Annotated in this window: 12 protein-coding genes and 1 tRNA gene; 8 read left to right on the top strand and 5 right to left on the bottom strand. The window is 60.4% G+C overall.

Going from position 1 to position 15,764, the window contains the following annotated elements; all coding sequences use genetic code 11:
- Window positions 1–24 precede the first annotated feature (24 nt).
- On the top strand, window positions 25–1,125 hold the full coding sequence (locus U1A53_RS12470; RefSeq protein ID WP_322281329.1) for an aminopeptidase: 1,101 nt from the start codon (window positions 25–27) through the stop codon (window positions 1,123–1,125).
- 10 nt (window positions 1,126–1,135) lie between these two features.
- Here the strand turns inward: U1A53_RS12470 and U1A53_RS12465 are convergent, their stop codons facing one another.
- Complete coding sequence (locus U1A53_RS12465; protein ID WP_322281327.1) at window positions 1,136–1,774, bottom strand: histidine phosphatase family protein; 639 nt, start codon at window positions 1,772–1,774, stop codon at window positions 1,136–1,138.
- A gap of 48 nt (window positions 1,775–1,822) precedes the next feature.
- Window positions 1,823–3,106: a Gfo/Idh/MocA family oxidoreductase gene (locus U1A53_RS12460; RefSeq protein ID WP_322281326.1), complete on the bottom strand. Its 1,284-nt coding sequence runs from the start codon at window positions 3,104–3,106 to the stop codon at window positions 1,823–1,825.
- 59 nt (window positions 3,107–3,165) lie between these two features.
- Here U1A53_RS12460 and U1A53_RS12455 point away from each other — a divergent pair, with 59 nt between their 5' ends.
- Window positions 3,166–5,265 carry a prolyl oligopeptidase family serine peptidase gene (locus U1A53_RS12455; protein WP_322281324.1) on the top strand — a complete coding sequence of 700 codons (2,100 nt, stop codon included), beginning with the start codon at window positions 3,166–3,168 and terminating at the stop codon, window positions 5,263–5,265.
- Between the two features lie 40 nt (window positions 5,266–5,305).
- Complete coding sequence (locus tag U1A53_RS12450) at window positions 5,306–6,520, top strand: MFS transporter (RefSeq protein ID WP_322281322.1); 1,215 nt, start codon at window positions 5,306–5,308, stop codon at window positions 6,518–6,520.
- 25 nt (window positions 6,521–6,545) lie between these two features.
- On the opposite strand, the gene U1A53_RS12445 is transcribed toward U1A53_RS12450, so the two are convergent.
- Window positions 6,546–6,622, bottom strand: a tRNA-Pro gene (locus U1A53_RS12445).
- Window positions 6,623–6,795: 173 nt separating this feature from the next.
- Between U1A53_RS12445 and U1A53_RS12440 the strand changes: the two genes are divergently transcribed.
- Genes U1A53_RS12440 through U1A53_RS12425 form a run of 4 tightly spaced genes read left to right on the top strand, consistent with a single transcriptional unit; the run spans window position 6,796 to window position 12,811 of the window.
- Window positions 6,796–7,875, top strand: coding sequence for an ABC transporter ATP-binding protein (locus U1A53_RS12440; RefSeq protein ID WP_322281320.1), 1,080 nt, complete (start codon window positions 6,796–6,798; stop codon window positions 7,873–7,875).
- A complete protein-coding gene (locus U1A53_RS12435; protein WP_322281318.1) occupies window positions 7,872–9,569 on the top strand; it encodes an extracellular solute-binding protein in 1,698 nt (565 codons plus the stop codon). Before U1A53_RS12440 ends, U1A53_RS12435 begins: the two co-directional genes overlap by 4 nt.
- Window positions 9,570–9,581: 12 nt before the next feature.
- Entirely contained in the window at window positions 9,582–11,276 is a 1,695-nt protein-coding gene (locus U1A53_RS12430) for an iron ABC transporter permease (RefSeq protein WP_322281316.1), read from the top strand.
- A gap of 23 nt (window positions 11,277–11,299) precedes the next feature.
- The gene (locus U1A53_RS12425) at window positions 11,300–12,811 is read left to right on the top strand and encodes a class I SAM-dependent methyltransferase (protein ID WP_322281315.1); all 1,512 of its coding nucleotides are present in this window, start codon (window positions 11,300–11,302) and stop codon (window positions 12,809–12,811) included.
- Window positions 12,812–12,824: 13 nt separating this feature from the next.
- On the opposite strand, the gene U1A53_RS12420 is transcribed toward U1A53_RS12425, so the two are convergent.
- A complete protein-coding gene (locus U1A53_RS12420; protein ID WP_322281313.1) occupies window positions 12,825–13,991 on the bottom strand; it encodes an FAD-dependent oxidoreductase in 1,167 nt (388 codons plus the stop codon).
- Window positions 13,988–15,118 (bottom strand): tRNA 2-thiouridine(34) synthase MnmA, encoded by a 1,131-nt coding sequence (gene mnmA, locus U1A53_RS12415; RefSeq protein ID WP_322281312.1) that lies wholly within the window; start codon window positions 15,116–15,118, stop codon window positions 13,988–13,990. The genes U1A53_RS12420 and mnmA overlap by 4 nt, the downstream gene beginning before the upstream one ends.
- Window positions 15,119–15,208: 90 nt before the next feature.
- Between mnmA and U1A53_RS12410 the strand changes: the two genes are divergently transcribed.
- A complete protein-coding gene (locus U1A53_RS12410) occupies window positions 15,209–15,724 on the top strand; it encodes a DUF2752 domain-containing protein (protein WP_322281310.1) in 516 nt (171 codons plus the stop codon).
- Window positions 15,725–15,764: the final 40 nt, after the last annotated feature.

Genomic DNA, 15,764 nt, shown 5'->3' with positions numbered 1-15,764 from the left:
CTTTATCGCCACAATCCGCCCATCATGCACGACCCCCGAATCGACGCCCTCTCCCGCCAGCTCGTCCGCTACTCCACCAAGGTCAAAAAAGGCGACTTCGTCTGGATCGACCTCTTCGACGTGCCGAACACCGTCGGGCAGAGCCTCATCCGTGAAGTCGTCGCCGCCGGCGGCACGCCAATGGTGCGGATCAACGACGCCGTCATTACCCGAGAACAGATGATTCACGCCGATGAGAAGCAGTACGACCTCATCGCCAAGAATAACCTGGCCCTGATGAAACAAACGCAGTGCTACATCGCCGTCCGTGGCAGCCACAACATCACCGAATCCGCCGATGTGCCGCCGGACAAGATGAAACTGGTCATGAAAAAACTGCGTCCCTTGCAGAACCGCCGCGTCGCCCACACGCGCTGGGTCGTCCTGCGCTGGCCCACCGCCTCCATGGCCCAGCAGGCCGGCATGAGCACCCAGGCCTTCGAGGACTTCTTCTTCCGCGTCTGCTTGCTCGACTACGAGGCGCTCCTCCCCGCCATGAACGCCCTCAAGAAGCTCATGGACAAGGCCGAGAACGTCCACATCACCGGACCCGGCACCGATCTGCGCTTCAGCCTCAAGGGCCTCAAGGCCATCGCCTGCGGCGGCAATCACAACATCCCAGACGGCGAAGTCTTCAGCTCCCCGGTCAAAGACAGCGTCGAGGGCGTCATCAGCTACAACGCCCCCACCATCTACCAGGGCATTGCCTTCGACAGCGTGAAGCTGGAGTTTAGCAAAGGCAAGATCGTCCAGGCCACCGCCAACAACACCGAGGCCATCAACAAGATCTTCGACAGCGACAAAGGCGCCCGCTACATCGGTGAATTCGCCATCGGCTTCAATCGCGAAATCAAAGAGCCCATGCGCGACATCCTCTTCGATGAAAAGATCGCCGGCAGCTTCCACTTCACCCCCGGTCAGGCCTACGAAGGCATCGCCGACAACGGCAACCGTAGCCAGGTTCATTGGGATCTCGTCAACATCCAGCGCCCCGACTACGGCGGCGGGGAAATCCATTTCGACGGCCAGCTCGTCCGCAAAGACGGCAAGTTCGTCCTGCCCGAACTCAAGCCGTTGAATTACTGATGCAGCTAGATCAAACCGGCGGCTGAAAGTTCAGCAGTTCGATCTCCACCGCATGCTTCCGTTCCGGTAGCAGCTCTACCACTGAGATGCTGCCATACTCGATGTTGAAGTGCGCCATGCGCGCGAGCGGCCACTCCAGCAGCAGGGCGATCATCACCCGGATGATCCCGCCGTGGCAAAACACCGCCACCTTTTGATGCGGATGCGCATGCAGAATGCGCAGCAGGCACTCACGCACGCGTGCGGTGAACCCGTGAACGCTTTCACCGTTGGCAATGCCGTCGCTCTCCATGATCTCCAGCCAGTCAAACGCGCTCACGCCAAAGTTTGACTGCACCTCGTCCCAGCGATGTCCGGTCCAGTCGCCGAAATCGATTTCACGCAACCCGTCCATGAGTTCCGGCTCCATGCCGCGCTGTTTTGCGGAAGGCGCCAGCGTCTGCTGCACGCGCAACATCGGGCTCGCATAGATCTTGTCGATCTTCGTGTCCTTCAACCAGCTCGCCACTGCTTCGCCCTGTTTCACGCCCAACGGCGACAACGCCATGTCGATGCGCGAGCCGCCGAAGACCTTGTGATACTTCTCCTCCACTTCGCCGTGACGGATGAAATAGAGCTGGGTGGGATGATTCGGCAGGTGGGCTTTCACTCCCTGTCTATGAAACAGAGCACCACGCGACGCAAGCCGTGGCTGCGATCATGCAATCTTCCACGCCTCGCGCATCGGCCGCAGCAGCATCTGATTGGCCTGCTCGTCGCCTTCAAAGCGCTCGGCCTTTGGATCAAACTTCAACGGACGCTTCAGCACCGCTGAAATCGCGCCGATGTGGCAGGTCGTGGCGGCACGCTGGGCGATCTCCGCCGTGGCGGCGGTGCGTCCGCGTGAGATCACGGCGTCGATGAAGTTGCGGTGATGATGCTTCGATTCGTAGAGCTTCACGTCGCTGTCCTTGAGCTTCACGCGCAGGATGTCGTCCGAGCTGGCCTTGAGCACCTCCGCCTCGGTGTAAATCCAGCCCTTGCTGCCGATGAACTTCGTGCCCCACTTGGTTTTGTCGTCCGTGCTGAGCATGACCACACGCACGCCGTTGGCGTAGCGGTATTCGATACGGAAGCTCTCGGCGGCATCGTAGATGCCCGCGTCGCGGCGCTTCACCTCGGTGGCGCTGACCTCGGTCGGCGTCGTTTCATCCATGCCCGCGCCCCATTGCGCCACATCCAGGAAATGCGCGCCCCAGTCGGTGATGTAGCCGGGCGCGTATTCCTCGATCCAGCGGAAGTTGAAGTGGCAGCGTGCCGCCGTGTACGGCTTCTCCACCGCCGGGCCGAGCCACATGGCATAATCAAAGTGCGCTGGCACGGGTTGCGTCGCTTCCAGGCCGGTGACACCGCCACGAATGGCAAACTTGCCCGGCACGCCGATCTCGATCTCCTTCAATTCGCCGATGTAGCCGTTGCGCACACGCTCGCAGGCCATGCGCACCTTCAAACCGGAGCGCCGCCAGGTGCCGCATTGCAGCACGCGCTTGTTTTCCTCCACCGCACGGCAGATGGCGCGGCCTTCGACGATGCTCGCGCCCAGCGGTTTCTCGGAATACAAGTCCTTGCCCGCCTTCGCCGCGGCGATGGCCACGTTCGAGTGCCAGTGATCCGGCGTGGCGTTCATGATAGCGTCCACATCGCTGCGAGCCAGCACCTCGCGAAAATCACGATACACATCGCCCTTCGACAATCCGGCCAGTTTTGCTGCGGCCTCGGAATGCTGGGAGTCCACATCGCACACGGCGACGATCTGCACGCGTTCATCGCCCATCAGCGCCCGCAGATTGCTCGTGCCCTGGCCACCGACACCGATGCAGGCGATGCGAACTTTCCCATTCGGCGACACCGCGCCCGCGCGGCCCAGCGTGGCGGCGGAAACGATGAAAGGAACAGCGGTGCGGAGAAATTGACGACGATTCGGAGAAGCAGGCGTGTGCATGGGAAAGAAACGCGCATCAGTTCCGATATTCATCACACTCCAACGCACGCCACTCACTCATGGACTCCACTCCCCTGCCCCGCCGTCGTGACTTTCTTCAAACCACCGGCATGGGTCTTCTGAGCTGGCCCGTGATGCAGTCGTTTTTCGGCAGCACGAGCACCGCATTGGCCCAAACCGCTGCCACAGCTCCAGCGGCAGCCGTTCCAGCCTTGAACCGCTTCCCGCGCATGATGCAGGACTGGCTCGTCACTGAAGTTCGAGCCGCCGAGCAGCGTGGCAATGCCGGGCGTGATGCTTTGAAGACGAAGGCCGATGCCGAGGCTTATGTGAAGTCGGTGCAAGAGCGCATCCGCCAGTGTTTCGGCCCCCTCCCCGAAAAAACGCCGCTGAACGCCAGGGTGACGAAGACCTTGGAGCGCGATGGCTACCGCATCGAGAACATCGTCTTTGAGAGCCGTCCGAATTTTCTCGTCACGGGCAATCTTTACCTGCCCACCAACCGCCAAGGCCCCGTTCCCGGCGTGATCGGCGTCTGCGGCCACTCGCTCAACGGCAAGGCGGCGGAGGCTTATCAAAGCTTCGCACAGGGACTCGCGCGACAAGGCCAAGCCTGCTTCATCATTGATCCCGCCGGCCAGGGCGAGCGGTTTCAGTATTTGAATGAGAAGCTCGGTTCCCGTCTCGGCGGCGGAACGTCCGAGCACAATCAAATGGGCGGACCGCAGGCACTCATCGGCGAATTTCTTGGCACTTGGTTCGTGTGGGATGCCATGCGAGCGCTCGATTACCTGCTGACGCGCAAAGAAATCGACCCGCAGCACCTCGGCGTAACGGGGAACTCCGGCGGTGGCACGCAAACGACCTGGCTCTGCGGCATGGAGTCGCGTTTCACGATGGGCGCACCGTCCTGCTTCGTCACCACCTTCCGCCGCGATGCCGAAAACGAACTGCCGCAGGACATGGAGCAGTGTCCGCCGCGTGTGCTGGCACACGACCTCGATCATTGCGATTTCCTCGCCGCCATGGCACCGAAACCGGTCATCATCATGGCGCAGGAGAAGGATTACTTCGATGCGCGTGGCTCCGCCGAGACTTACGAGCGCTTGAAGAAGCTCTACACGCTGCTCGGCAAGCCGGAGAACATCCAGCTCCACATCGGCCCCGATCCGCACGGCTACACGCAATCGAACCGCGAGGCGATGTATCGCTTCTTCGGCAAAGTCACCGGCATTCCATCTGCTGCCACCGAACCCACGATCACCGTCGAAAAAGACGCGGATCTGCTCTGCACTCCACGCGGTCAGGTGGCCGAAGCCGGTTCGCGCACACTGATGTCCTTCACGCGAGAAAAAGCCGACGATCTGGCCGCCAAACGCAAACACCTCACCGGTGAAGCCTTGCAGAAAGCGGTGCGTGACGTGTTGAAACTGCCCGCGCTGGCGGATTCACCGCCTGACTACCGCATCCTGCGCAGCGTGGGCGCGCGCAAGTATCCCACGAAAGCCTACTGCACCTACGCCGTCGAAACAGAGCCGATGATCCATGCGTTGGTCACGCGCTTGAGCGATGAAGCGCTCACCTCGCGCCTGCCACGCGGTTTGAGCAAAGCCGTGCTCTACATCTCGCATCGCTCCGCCGATGCCGAGCTGCGCGATGACCCGTTCGTGCAGGAACTCATCGCCTCTGCTCCCAACGCGGCTTTCTTTGCCTGCGACGTGCGCGGCATCGGCGACTCGCAACCCAACACCTGCGGCGCGAACCAATTCCTCGGCCGCTACGGCAGCCACTACTTCTACGCCGCCTACAGCCAAATGCTCGACCGCCCGCTGCTCGGCCAGCGCACCTTCGATGTGCTGCGCGTCATCCAGCTTCTTGCCGCTGCCGGTCACACGGAGATCCATCTCGCCGGTCAAGGCTGGGGTGCGTTGCCCGCCGCATTCGCTGCCCTGCTTAGCCGCGAGGTCAAACAGGTCACTCTGAAGCATGCGCTCACGTCTTTTCATGAACTGGCCGTTCACGATGACCAGCAGTGGCCCACCGCCTTCATGCTGCCGCAGGTGCTGCAGCATTTCGATCTTCCCGATTGCTACGTCGGCTTAAAATCCCGTAATCTCCGGCTCTTCGAACCATGGGGTGCCGCCGATGGCATGAAATGATCCCCCTCCCTCCTCCAGACCGCACCTCAACCACACCACCATGCAAACACAGCTCAAGATCAAGCTCTCCTTCTTCATGTTTCTCCAGTATTTCATCTGGAGCAGTTGGTACATGACGCTGGGTGCATACCTCGGAACGCTGAACTTCACCGGCACTGAAATCGGCGCGTCGTATGGCGCCTTCGCCTGGGGTGCGATTCTCTCGCCCTTCATCGTCGGCTTGATCGCGGATCGCTTCTTTGCCTCGGAGAAAATCATCGCGGTGCTCGGCATCGCCGGTGGACTGGTGATGCTCTTCATCCCGCAGTTGAAGACCTTCGGCAGCGTCTATCCCACGCTCATCCTCTACTGCACGCTCTACGCGCCGACGCTCGCGCTGGGCAATTCGATCTCCATGACCCATCTGGCAGATGCGAAGAAGGATTTCCCCTTTGTGAAGATTTTCTCCGCCGTGGGCTGGATCGCTGGTGGTGTGGTGCTCAGCCAGTTGAAGGGCGAGCAGTCTTCGCTGCAATACTACCTGGCAGGCGGCACCTCCATGGTCTTCGGCCTCTTTGCGCTGACGCTGCCGCACACACCACCGAAGAAGAAGGGGCAGAATGTGCCGCTGAGCGAGGTTCTCGGCCTCGATGCCCTGGCGCTGCTGAAGAAGCCCACGTTTGCCATCTTCATCCTGTGCATGTTCCTCATCTGCATCCCGCTGTATTTTTACTTCGTGAACATGGGCACCTACCTCACCCAGTTGAAGTGGGAGGACATGGCGCAGAAGATGACGCTGGCCCAAGTCTCCGACATCGTCTTCCTGATCCTGCTGCCGCTGATGCTCAAGAAGCTCGGCTACAAGAAAACGATCTTCCTCGGCATCCTGGCCTGGGTCGCCCGCTACTTCATGCTCAGCGCCAGTGCTGCCAGCACCGGCACCGTGCTCATCTTTGGGGCCATTCTGCTGCACGGCGTTTGCTATGACTTCCTGTTTATCGCCGGACAGCTTTATGTCGATGACGAAGCGAACGAACGCATGCGTGGCGCGGCCCAGGGCCTGATCGCCATCATTCTGTGGGGTTTCGGCTCACTCGTCGGCACCTACCTGGCCGGGCGCGTCATGGACATGCACAAGCTGGCCACTCCGAAAGGCGACATCGCCCACGACTGGGCCGCCATCTGGAGCACTCCCGCATGGATCGCCGTAGTGGTGCTGGTGTTGTTCATGATCTTCTTCCGGGAGCCGAAGAAAGCGGTTTCGGTTCCAAAATGACCGGCATCGCAGGCAATCAAACCAATGGTCGGGCTGGCGAGATTCGAACTCACGACCTCTTGCACCCCATGCAAGCGTTCTACCAGGCTGAACTACAGCCCGACCTAGTTTGACTTCTCTCCAGCGGTGCCGCGTTGGGGTGGCTGCCGGTTGGAGAGATGCGCATTCTGGACAGAGCGGCTGTCTTTGCAACTGCGATGTTGCGTTCTGTTGAGAATGTCCCGCGAGGCTTGCCATTACAGTGCCATCCAAGTAAAACCTGACGGATATTCCGCATGGTCACGATCACAATCCAAGAACTCACCAAACGTTTCAGCGGCAGTGTCGTTCTGAGCAGCGTGGACCTGCAAATCGAGGCCGGAGAGCTGTTTTTCCTGCTTGGACCCAGCGGCTGCGGCAAAACCACGCTACTGCGTCACATCGCCGGCTTCTACACGCCGGACGCGGGTAAAATCTGGTTCGATGACGAGGACGTGACGCATTTGCCCGCCCACAAACGCGGCACGGGCATGATGTTTCAAAGCTACGCGCTCTGGCCGCACCTCAACGTCGCGCAAAACGTCGCCTTCGGCCTCGAAGAACGGAAACGACCACGCAAGGAGATCGAACACCGCGTTTCCGAAGCTCTCTCACAGGTCAAACTCGACGGCCTTGGCTCGCGCAAAATCCAGCAGCTCTCCGGTGGCCAGCAGCAACGTGTCGCGCTGGCCCGTGCGCTGGTCATTCGTCCGAAATGTTTGCTGCTCGATGAACCGCTCTCCAATCTCGATGCCAAACTGCGTTTGGAGATGCGCAGTGAAATCAGAAGCATCTGCAAACAACACGGTCTCACCGCGATTTACGTCACGCATGATCGTGATGAAGCTCTCAGCATGGCAGACCGCATGGCGATCATGGAAAGCGGCAAGCTCGTGCAGGTCGGCACGCCCACCGAAGTCTATCGCAATCCCGCCACGCGCATGGTCGCCGAATTCATCGGCGAGACGAACTTCGTTGAAGGCCGCACGCTACGGGAAAGCAGCCGCGCCGGTTACCACGATGTCGAAACGCCCTTCGGCGTGCTGCGTGGCCGCACCAATGACACCACCTGGCAGCCCGCGCCCGGCCAGCCGGTCGTCTTGAGCATCCGACCCGAAGCACTCACCTTTGGCAACGTGCTCGATTCACCCAACCGCTTCCCCGGCCACATCATCGACACGACGTATCTCGGCCCCACCGTGCAATACCTCCTTCAGGTGCAGAACGGGCCACTCATGAAAGTCTGCGAGATCAACCCGCAGGAAATACGCCCGCCTTCCGAGGAAGAAGTCCGCGCCATGGCGGGAATGAACGACGTGGTGATCCTGCGCAAATGAATGAACGGCTCACAGCTTTGCTGAATCACCCGCGCACGCAGGCCGTGCTCACCTGGATACGGCAATGGCGCAAGGAACTCGCCGTCGTGCTGGCGATGCTGCTCACCATGATCGGCCCGTTCCTGCTGAAACCGGCGCAAAGCACCGCCCCGGCACGATACGATCGCCGCCTCGTCATCATCTCGCCGCATCATGACCGCATCCGCGAGGAGTTTGGGCAGGCGTTTGCCGCGCATTGGAAGCAAAGCACCGGACAAACACTCTTCATCGACTGGCGCGTCCCCGGCGGCACTTCCGAAATCGCGATGCTGATCAAATCTGAGGCCAGCGCCGCATTTCAGCAGCACTGGCAGTCGAAATTGAAGCAAGCGTGGTCGCCTGCGGTGGCGCAGGCGTGTTTGAATCCCAAGGCTGCTCCCGAAGATGCTGCTCGGCAGGCCTATCTCGCTTCCAATCTCACCACTGGCATGGATGTTTTCTTCGGCGGCGGTGCGTATGATTTTGAGCAACAGGCCAAGGCGGGCACACTCGTGGCTGGAGATGGCGAAAAGACCGGCATCAGCGGCCTGACAAAAAAACATCCCGAGTGGTTCGGCGAGAACGGCATCCCCGAAAAACTCAGCGGCGAGCCGTTTCGCGATCCACAGGGCCGTTGGTGCGGCGCGTGTCTTTCCAGCAGCGGCATCGTCTTCAATCGCGATGTGCTGCGTCGCATCGGCATCGCGGACGATCCTGATGCATGGGAAGATCTTGCTGATCCTCGTTACTACGGCCAGATCGCCCTCAGCGACCCAGGTAAAAGCGGTTCAGTCACCAAAGCGCTCGAAATGCTCATCCAGCAGCAGATGCAGATCGCCATTGATCGGCTCAAGGCTGTTCCCAATGCCAAACTCACGCCGGAAGAACTCGAAGCCGAAGGCGTGGCGGCCGGTTGGAATGAAGGACTGCGCCTGATCCTGCGCATCAGTGCCAATGCCCGTTACTTCACCGACTTCTCCACGAAGATCCCGCTCGAAGTCGCCCGTGGCGACGCCGGAGCAGGCATGTGCATCGACTTCTATGGCCGCTCCGCTGAAGAAGACGTGCGTAAGGCCGATGGAACCTCCCGAGTCGGTTTCATCGCTCCGCTCGGCGGAACTTCGATCAGCGTTGATCCCATCGGCATGCTGCGCGGTGCGCCCGATCCTGAAATCGCCACCGCCTTCATTGAATTCGTGCTCGGCGAACACGGCCAGAAGCTTTGGAGCTTTCGCGTCGGCGAAGCTGGCGGTCCGCGTCAGCATGCGCTGCGGCGTTTGCCCGTGCGACGTGATCTTTACACGCCAGAAAACATTCCCCGCATGAGCGATGGCAAAGAAGCACCGTTTGAAAAGGCCCAAGCCTTCACCTACCACTCCGAGCGCACCGGAGCCGCGTTCAATGCCATCCGTTTCCTTGTTCGCGTCATCTGCGTCGATTCCCACGATGAACTGCATGATGCCTGGAAGCGCATCATCGACAACGGCATGCCTGAACGTGCCATCACCGTGCTCGAAGACCTCACCCGCGTGAAGTACGAGGCCGCCACCGGCAACATCGCCAAAATCCTCGCCGCCCGTGACAAAGCCCAGGAAACCCGTCTTGCCCGCGAGCTGGGCGACGCCTTCCGCAATCAATTCATCCGCGCCGGCACCATCGCTCGTCGTGGCTCCTGATCTTCCCGCCCCATGTCCAAAACCCTATCGCTGCTGATCTTTCTGGTGATGACCGCGTTCTTCGCGTGCTTCTTCGCCTATCCGATCTGGGCGGCGCTGGAATCCGCGTTTCGAGGGCCGGATCACAAGTTCACGCTGGAATACATCACCGAGGTCTTCCTCAACGAGCTGTATCGCGAAGGCTTGTGGAATTCGTTCATCATCGCGGTGTGGACGACGCTGGGTTCTCTTGTCATCGCACTGCCGCTGGCGGTTTGTTATGTGCGTTTCGCGTTTCCTGGCCGGGCGCTGCTCAATTCGCTCGTGCTCATGCCGATGATCCTGCCACCGTTCGTTGGCGCCATCGGCATCAAGGCCATGCTGGGCCAGGCGGGGGCGTTGAACAGTCTCTTGATCAATCTCGGACTCATGGATGCCATGCATCCGACCGACTGGCTCGGTCAGCAGCGCATGCTGGGCATCATCATCATGGAGGTGCTGCATCTTTACCCGATCATTTACCTCAACGCCGCTGCCGCGCTGTCGAATCTCGACCCGGCCATGGAAGAAGCCGCTGCGAACCTCGGCTGCAACGCGTGGAGCCGCTTCTGGCGCGTGACGCTGCCGCTCATCATGCCCGGCGTGTTCGCGGGCGGCACGATCGTGTTTGTGTGGTCCTTCACCGAGATGGGTGTGCCGCTGCTGTTTGATTACGACCGCGTCACCGCCGTGCAGGTGTTTCGCAGCATCAATGATTTGAGCGGGAACCCGTTTCCTTATGCCTTGGTGACAGTGATGCTCGTTTTCAGCACGCTGTTTTACCTCACGAGCAAGCTGCTCTTTGGCAGTTCGAGCGCCAGCGGTGGCGGACGGGCCACGACAGGCCGCGAGACGATTCAATTACCACCCTGGCTCGGCTGGGCCTGCACTGCGTTCTTTGCGGGCGTCACCTTCCTCGCCGTGCTGCCGCATCTCGGCGTCGTGCTGCTGTCGTTCTCCAAAGACTGGTATGGCACGGTCATTCCACATTCGCTCACCTTGTCTCACTACCACGACGCCCTCGGCCATGAACTGACGCTGTCTTCTATCGCCAACAGTTTGAAGTACTCCGCGCTGGCGATGCTGGTGGCGCTCGTCCTCGGCATCGGTGTGGCCTACGTTTCCGTCCGCACCCGCATCTGGGGCCGTCAAATCCTCGACGCGATGGCCATGCTGCCGCTCGCCGTGCCTGGCATCGTCATGGCCTTCGGTTATCTCGCCATGACGCGTGAAGGCCAGCCCTTCCACTGGCTCATGCTCGGAGATGATCCGATTCTGCTGCTCGTCATCGCGTATGCGGTGCGCAGACTGCCCTACGTCGTGCGCTCCGCCGCCGCCGGCTTTCAACAAGTCAGCCCCACGCTCGAAGAAGCCGCGCAAAACCTCGGCGCACGTCCCGAAAAAGCCCTGTGGCGCATCACGCTGCCGCTGGTGGCCCCCAATCTCGTCGCCGGTGGCCTGCTCGCCTTTTCTTTCGCCATGCTCGAAGTCAGTGACTCCATGATCCTCGCGCAACAAGCCGCGCACTTCCCGATCACGAAGGCGATTTACTCGCTGGTCCTCGCTCTCGGCAGCGGCCCTAACCTCGCGTCAGCTCTCGGTGTGTGGGCGATGATCTTCCTCGCAGTCACCATCCTCGGAGCGGGAGTGATTCTGGGGAAGAAACTCGGAGCATTGTTCCGCGGATGATTCGATGATCGACCTTTCCCACCATGTCCACGCAGCACATCAAATTCAACCACGGTCTGGGCGACTGCGTGTTCTTTGCCCATCAACTGCCCTTGTATCAGCGGCGCGGTTTTGAGTTCGAGGTCGGTTGTCAGGTGAACAAGGAATTTCTTTTTGCTCCCGCATGCACCACGCAGCCAGATGCCTCGCATGTGCCGCTGCCGTGGAAGCATGGGGTGGGGCTGGAAAAATTGGACGACACGAACCACTGGCAGGCCAACAAGGCGATGGCCAATTTTTCATTGGCTCCAATGCCAGACATCGGCCCGCCATCGACGGAATTGTGGGATGAGTATTGCGCGGTGAAAGTCGATCTAGGGTCACGTGTCAGCCCTGCGGTGCAGCAGATGGTGGCGGATTACTTCAGCAAGCTCGCGCGGCCCATCATTTTGCTGCATGGCACCGGCAACACCTCCCGGGAGGTCAAGAGTCTGTCCGATGCGATGGCGGTTGAAATCTACCGGACGATTCTGGATGAAACAGGCGGTACGCTGCTGCTGCTGGACTGGGACAACCGGGTGCCGCGCGTCGCACACGGCCGGATCAAGCATCTGACCGATGACTGGAAACGACTCTCGGTCGAAGAACTGCTGGCGACGATCATGCAGGCCGATCTGCTGGTGGGCGTGGACAGCGGCCCGTTGCACCTCTGCCGCTTCACTGAAACACCGGCGGTCGGCCTGTGGCTCGGCGGCCAGCATCCGGCGAGGTTCAGCCTGCCACGTGCCAACCAAGTGAACATCACGCTCAAGAAAAGTGCGCCGAAGGGCAACCGTTACACCCGCTGGTTTTACAACATTATCGAAGAACACGCGGATCACCTTCGACCGTCCCTCGTGGGCCGCACCTGCCGCCAGTTGCTGGCCGCGCCGCGCTATCTCAGTCGTGGTCAGATTGGCAGGGATGTCATGATGCAGCACTGGGTCACGGACCTGACACGCGGCGGACTTTCCGACTACCGCAGTTTCATTGACCGTGACAAGTCCTTTGACCTCATGCTTCGCCATGCCTCTCATTTCACCTCTCCACGCATCGTGGAAACCGGCTGCATCCGTGCCGAAGAGGACTGGCGCGGTGCGGGGTTCAGCACCTACCTGCTCGGGGCGTTTGCCGCCGCTCATGGCGGGCGATTGGATTCCGTGGACAAGGGAGAAAAGAATTGTGCTTTTGCCCGCCATTGGACACGCATCTTTGGTGAGAGTGTGGGCATTCACTGCAACGACTCGTTGCATTACCTGTCAACACGCCAGGAATCCGTCGATCTGCTCTACCTGGACTCCTGGGACACCTACGTTCCCGGCTTTGCGGAACACGGTCTGCGCGAAATTCAAGCGGCGGAAAAGCTGCTGCATGCGCAGACCATGGTCGTCTATGATGACACCTCCATCCGTGCCGGCCAATGGCAGGGCAAAGGCACGCTGGGCGTGCCATGGCTGCTCGAACGCGGTTGGCGGACGATGCATGTCGGCCACCAGACAGTGCTCGTGCGCGCCTGAGTTGAATCGGCAACTAACTCGAAGCCCGTGCTCCATCCGCACTCGCAGCCGTTTTTTCACGCCAGCGATAACGAGCAGCCCACGCATTGGCTTTTCGCTCCACCACATCCGCGATGATCTCGCCCATGACTGGCGTGAATTTGAACGCGTGGCCGGAATCACCAGCGGCAACGATCAAGCCAGGATGATCGGGATCGTGATCGATCCAGAAAGCACCGTCGAAGGTGTCGCAGTAGAGGCAGACGCGGGAAGAATGCAGCGGCTCCTCGGCGAGCGATGGAAAAGTCTCGCGCAGGAAGGTGCGGTAGCGTTCCTCCTCGCCTGTGGGCAACGTGCGCGGATCGTTGGCATTCACGCGGCGGCCTGGGCCGTGGTTGGCGACTTTGACGAGGCCGTCGGCATTCGCGGGAAAGCCATACCAGCCGGTTTTGCCAATGTCGGCACCCCAGACGGGAAACTGCGGCGGTGAGAACGAGCTTGGGTTGTGTGGTTTGAAGTGAAATACGGTCTGCGCCGTGGCCCACATCACGTCTTGAAGATGCGGCAGCAGCGTGGGCGTCCACGCACCGGCGGCGACGAGAACGTGATCGGACTTCCATTGAATGCCGTTGCTCGATGAGATGCCGATGCAGAGTGCGCCGACAAACTGTGGCTGTGGATTGGCAACATCCTCGATGATCTCAACACCCACAGTGCGTGCTTCAGCCGCGAGTTTGGCGATGACGCGCCCGCTTTCGACCCAGCCGCCGATGGGATTGAGATAGCCATCGCGATAGGCGCTGTGATTCCACGCGGGATGCAGTTCGCGCAGCATCGTGGCGGAAGTACGGCGCAGTTTATGACCGCGTGCGGTGAGAAACTGGCGGCTGTCGTGCTCGAAGCCGCCGGGTTGCATTTCATCCCGCGACATGACGAGGAAACCGTCCTCGTGATACAACTCCTCGCCCCATTTCGCGTTCCAGGCACGCCAGCGCGTGAGACTTCGCTCTCCCATGGCGGTGTGCTGCTCGTCGCTGCCGTAGTCCATGCGCACGACCTTGCTGATGTCGGTGGAGGCGGCGTCTGGATGTGGAAGGCGCCCCTGATCGATCAACGTGACCTTCCAGCCGCGAGCGCGGAGTTCGAGCGCAGCCGTGAGGCCGAAACAACCGCCGCCGAGGATGAGGATGGAGGCGCTCATTCGTGCTGGATGGATTCAAAGACGGCCCCGCCGAGCAATCGCTCGCCCTCATACAACGCGCAGATTTGTCCCGGAGTGAGCGCACGCTGCGGTTCTTTGTATTCGAGCTCGGCACGGCCATCGCCGAGCGGACGGAAGATCGCATCGCCTGCGGGACAGCGATAACGTGGCTGGGCTTGCAGCAGGCGCTCGTCATGCAACGGCTCTCCGGTGCTCGAAATCGAGTGCAGCACGGCTTTGCGCGCCCAGAGCAGCGGCGTGTCGGCGCTTTCGATGGCGACGACGAGTTCGTTTGTCTGCGGACGCTTGGCGACGACGACATAGGCCTGCTTGTGCAGCGGACTGGCGACTCCATGTCCTTTGCGCTGACCGAGCGTGTAAAGATGCAGTCCGCGATGCTCACCGAGCACCTTGCCTTCGAGGTTCACAATGGGGCCAGGTTTATCCGGCACAAAGGTGCGCAGGAAGTCCTCCATTTTGACCTGGCCGATGAAGCAGATGCCCTGGCTGTCTTTTTTGTCCGCCGTTTTGAGGCCAAACTCACGCGCGAGGTCGCGCAGCTCCGGCTTGAGCAGATGACCGATGGGAAACTGCGCGATGCGCACCTGATGCGGCTGCATCATGGCTAAAAAATACGTTTGATCCTTGTTCGGATCAGCACCGCGATAGATCGCAGGTTCGCGGTTCTCAGTTCGCGGTTCGCTGTTGTCTGAAACCGCGAACCGCGAACCGCGAACCGCGAACTCTTTGCGCGCATAATGCCCCGTCGCGATTCCTTCAAACCCATGCTCGCTCGCCCAGTCCCACAGGACGCCGAATTTCATCTCGCGGTTGCACATCACATCGGGATTCGGCGTGATGCCGGCCTGATAGCCTTCGAGGAGGTATTTCACGACCTTCTCGCGGTATTCGGTCATGAGATTGACGACGCGGAACGGGATGCCGAGCTGTTTGGCGACCGCCTCCGCATCCACGATGTCCTCCTCCCACGGGCAGTGGCCGATGATGTTCTCCTCATTGATCCAGTTCTTCATGTACACACCGGACACGTCATGCCCCTCGCGGACGAGCTGCGCGGCGGCCACGCTGCTGTCCACGCCTCCGGACATGGCTGCGAGAATCTTCATGCGGCGAGAATCGGCGGCTGAAAGCATGCGTCAATGAAGAGGCTGACATTGACTTTCATGAGGCCTCGCCAACCCCTTGCAGGCTACATCATGCGATTCATCCAACTTCTGCTCAAACCCTGGCTGGCACCCCTGCTGCGACAGCGCGCGATGTGCCGTGGTCTGACGGTGGCCTTCATGGTGCTGGGTTTTGGCGCGTGGATGAACTGGAAACTGTGGCCCTGCACGTTTGCGGAGGTGACCGGACTGCCCTGCCCCGGCTGCGGTCTCACCCGAGCCACCTCCGCCCTGCTGAGGGGTGAATGGCGGGCTTCGTTCCTGTTTCATCCCTTCGCAGGCTTCTTTGTGCTCGTTGGAATGGGCGTCATGGTGGGGGCTGTGATGCCCCGTTCATGGGTGGAGTCCTTGGCTGTGAAAGTGGAGTTTTTTGAGCGTCGGACCAAACTGCCCGCGATTTTTTTAGGGGGTCTGGTGTGTTTCGGCTTGCTGAGGATGCTTGGATTCTGGTGTCAGCTTTCTGTCGGCGATTATTCCGGTCGTTTTTTACGATGGCCAGCATTCCGAAAAACCGTCCCTAACAACCACAACACACAACCTGACCGCTGACTTAAGGAGCCCGGTTTCATACACGCCGGACATGGCGGCA

Origin of the sequence: Prosthecobacter sp. (assembly GCF_034366625.1) — a bacterium.
GTDB lineage: Bacteria > Verrucomicrobiota > Verrucomicrobiia > Verrucomicrobiales > Verrucomicrobiaceae > Prosthecobacter.
The sequence above is the reverse complement of the archived record's forward strand: the minus strand, read 5'-3'. Positions and strand labels throughout refer to the sequence as shown.

Coding starts and splice junctions, on each gene's coding strand:
- U1A53_RS12425 (WP_322281315.1), top strand. CDS start 11,300: ATGTCCACGCAGCACATCAAATTCAACCACGGTCTGGGCGACTGCGTG.
- U1A53_RS12420 (WP_322281313.1), bottom strand. CDS start 13,991: ATGAGCGCCTCCATCCTCATCCTCGGCGGCGGTTGTTTCGGCCTCACG.
- U1A53_RS12410 (WP_322281310.1), top strand. CDS start 15,209: ATGCGATTCATCCAACTTCTGCTCAAACCCTGGCTGGCACCCCTGCTG.
- U1A53_RS12460 (WP_322281326.1), bottom strand. CDS start 3,106: ATGCACACGCCTGCTTCTCCGAATCGTCGTCAATTTCTCCGCACCGCT.
- U1A53_RS12470 (WP_322281329.1), top strand. CDS start 25: ATGCACGACCCCCGAATCGACGCCCTCTCCCGCCAGCTCGTCCGCTAC.
- U1A53_RS12435 (WP_322281318.1), top strand. CDS start 7,872: ATGAATGAACGGCTCACAGCTTTGCTGAATCACCCGCGCACGCAGGCC.
- U1A53_RS12440 (WP_322281320.1), top strand. CDS start 6,796: ATGGTCACGATCACAATCCAAGAACTCACCAAACGTTTCAGCGGCAGT.
- U1A53_RS12450 (WP_322281322.1), top strand. CDS start 5,306: ATGCAAACACAGCTCAAGATCAAGCTCTCCTTCTTCATGTTTCTCCAG.
- U1A53_RS12455 (WP_322281324.1), top strand. CDS start 3,166: ATGGACTCCACTCCCCTGCCCCGCCGTCGTGACTTTCTTCAAACCACC.
- U1A53_RS12430 (WP_322281316.1), top strand. CDS start 9,582: ATGTCCAAAACCCTATCGCTGCTGATCTTTCTGGTGATGACCGCGTTC.
- mnmA (WP_322281312.1), bottom strand. CDS start 15,118: ATGAAGATTCTCGCAGCCATGTCCGGAGGCGTGGACAGCAGCGTGGCC.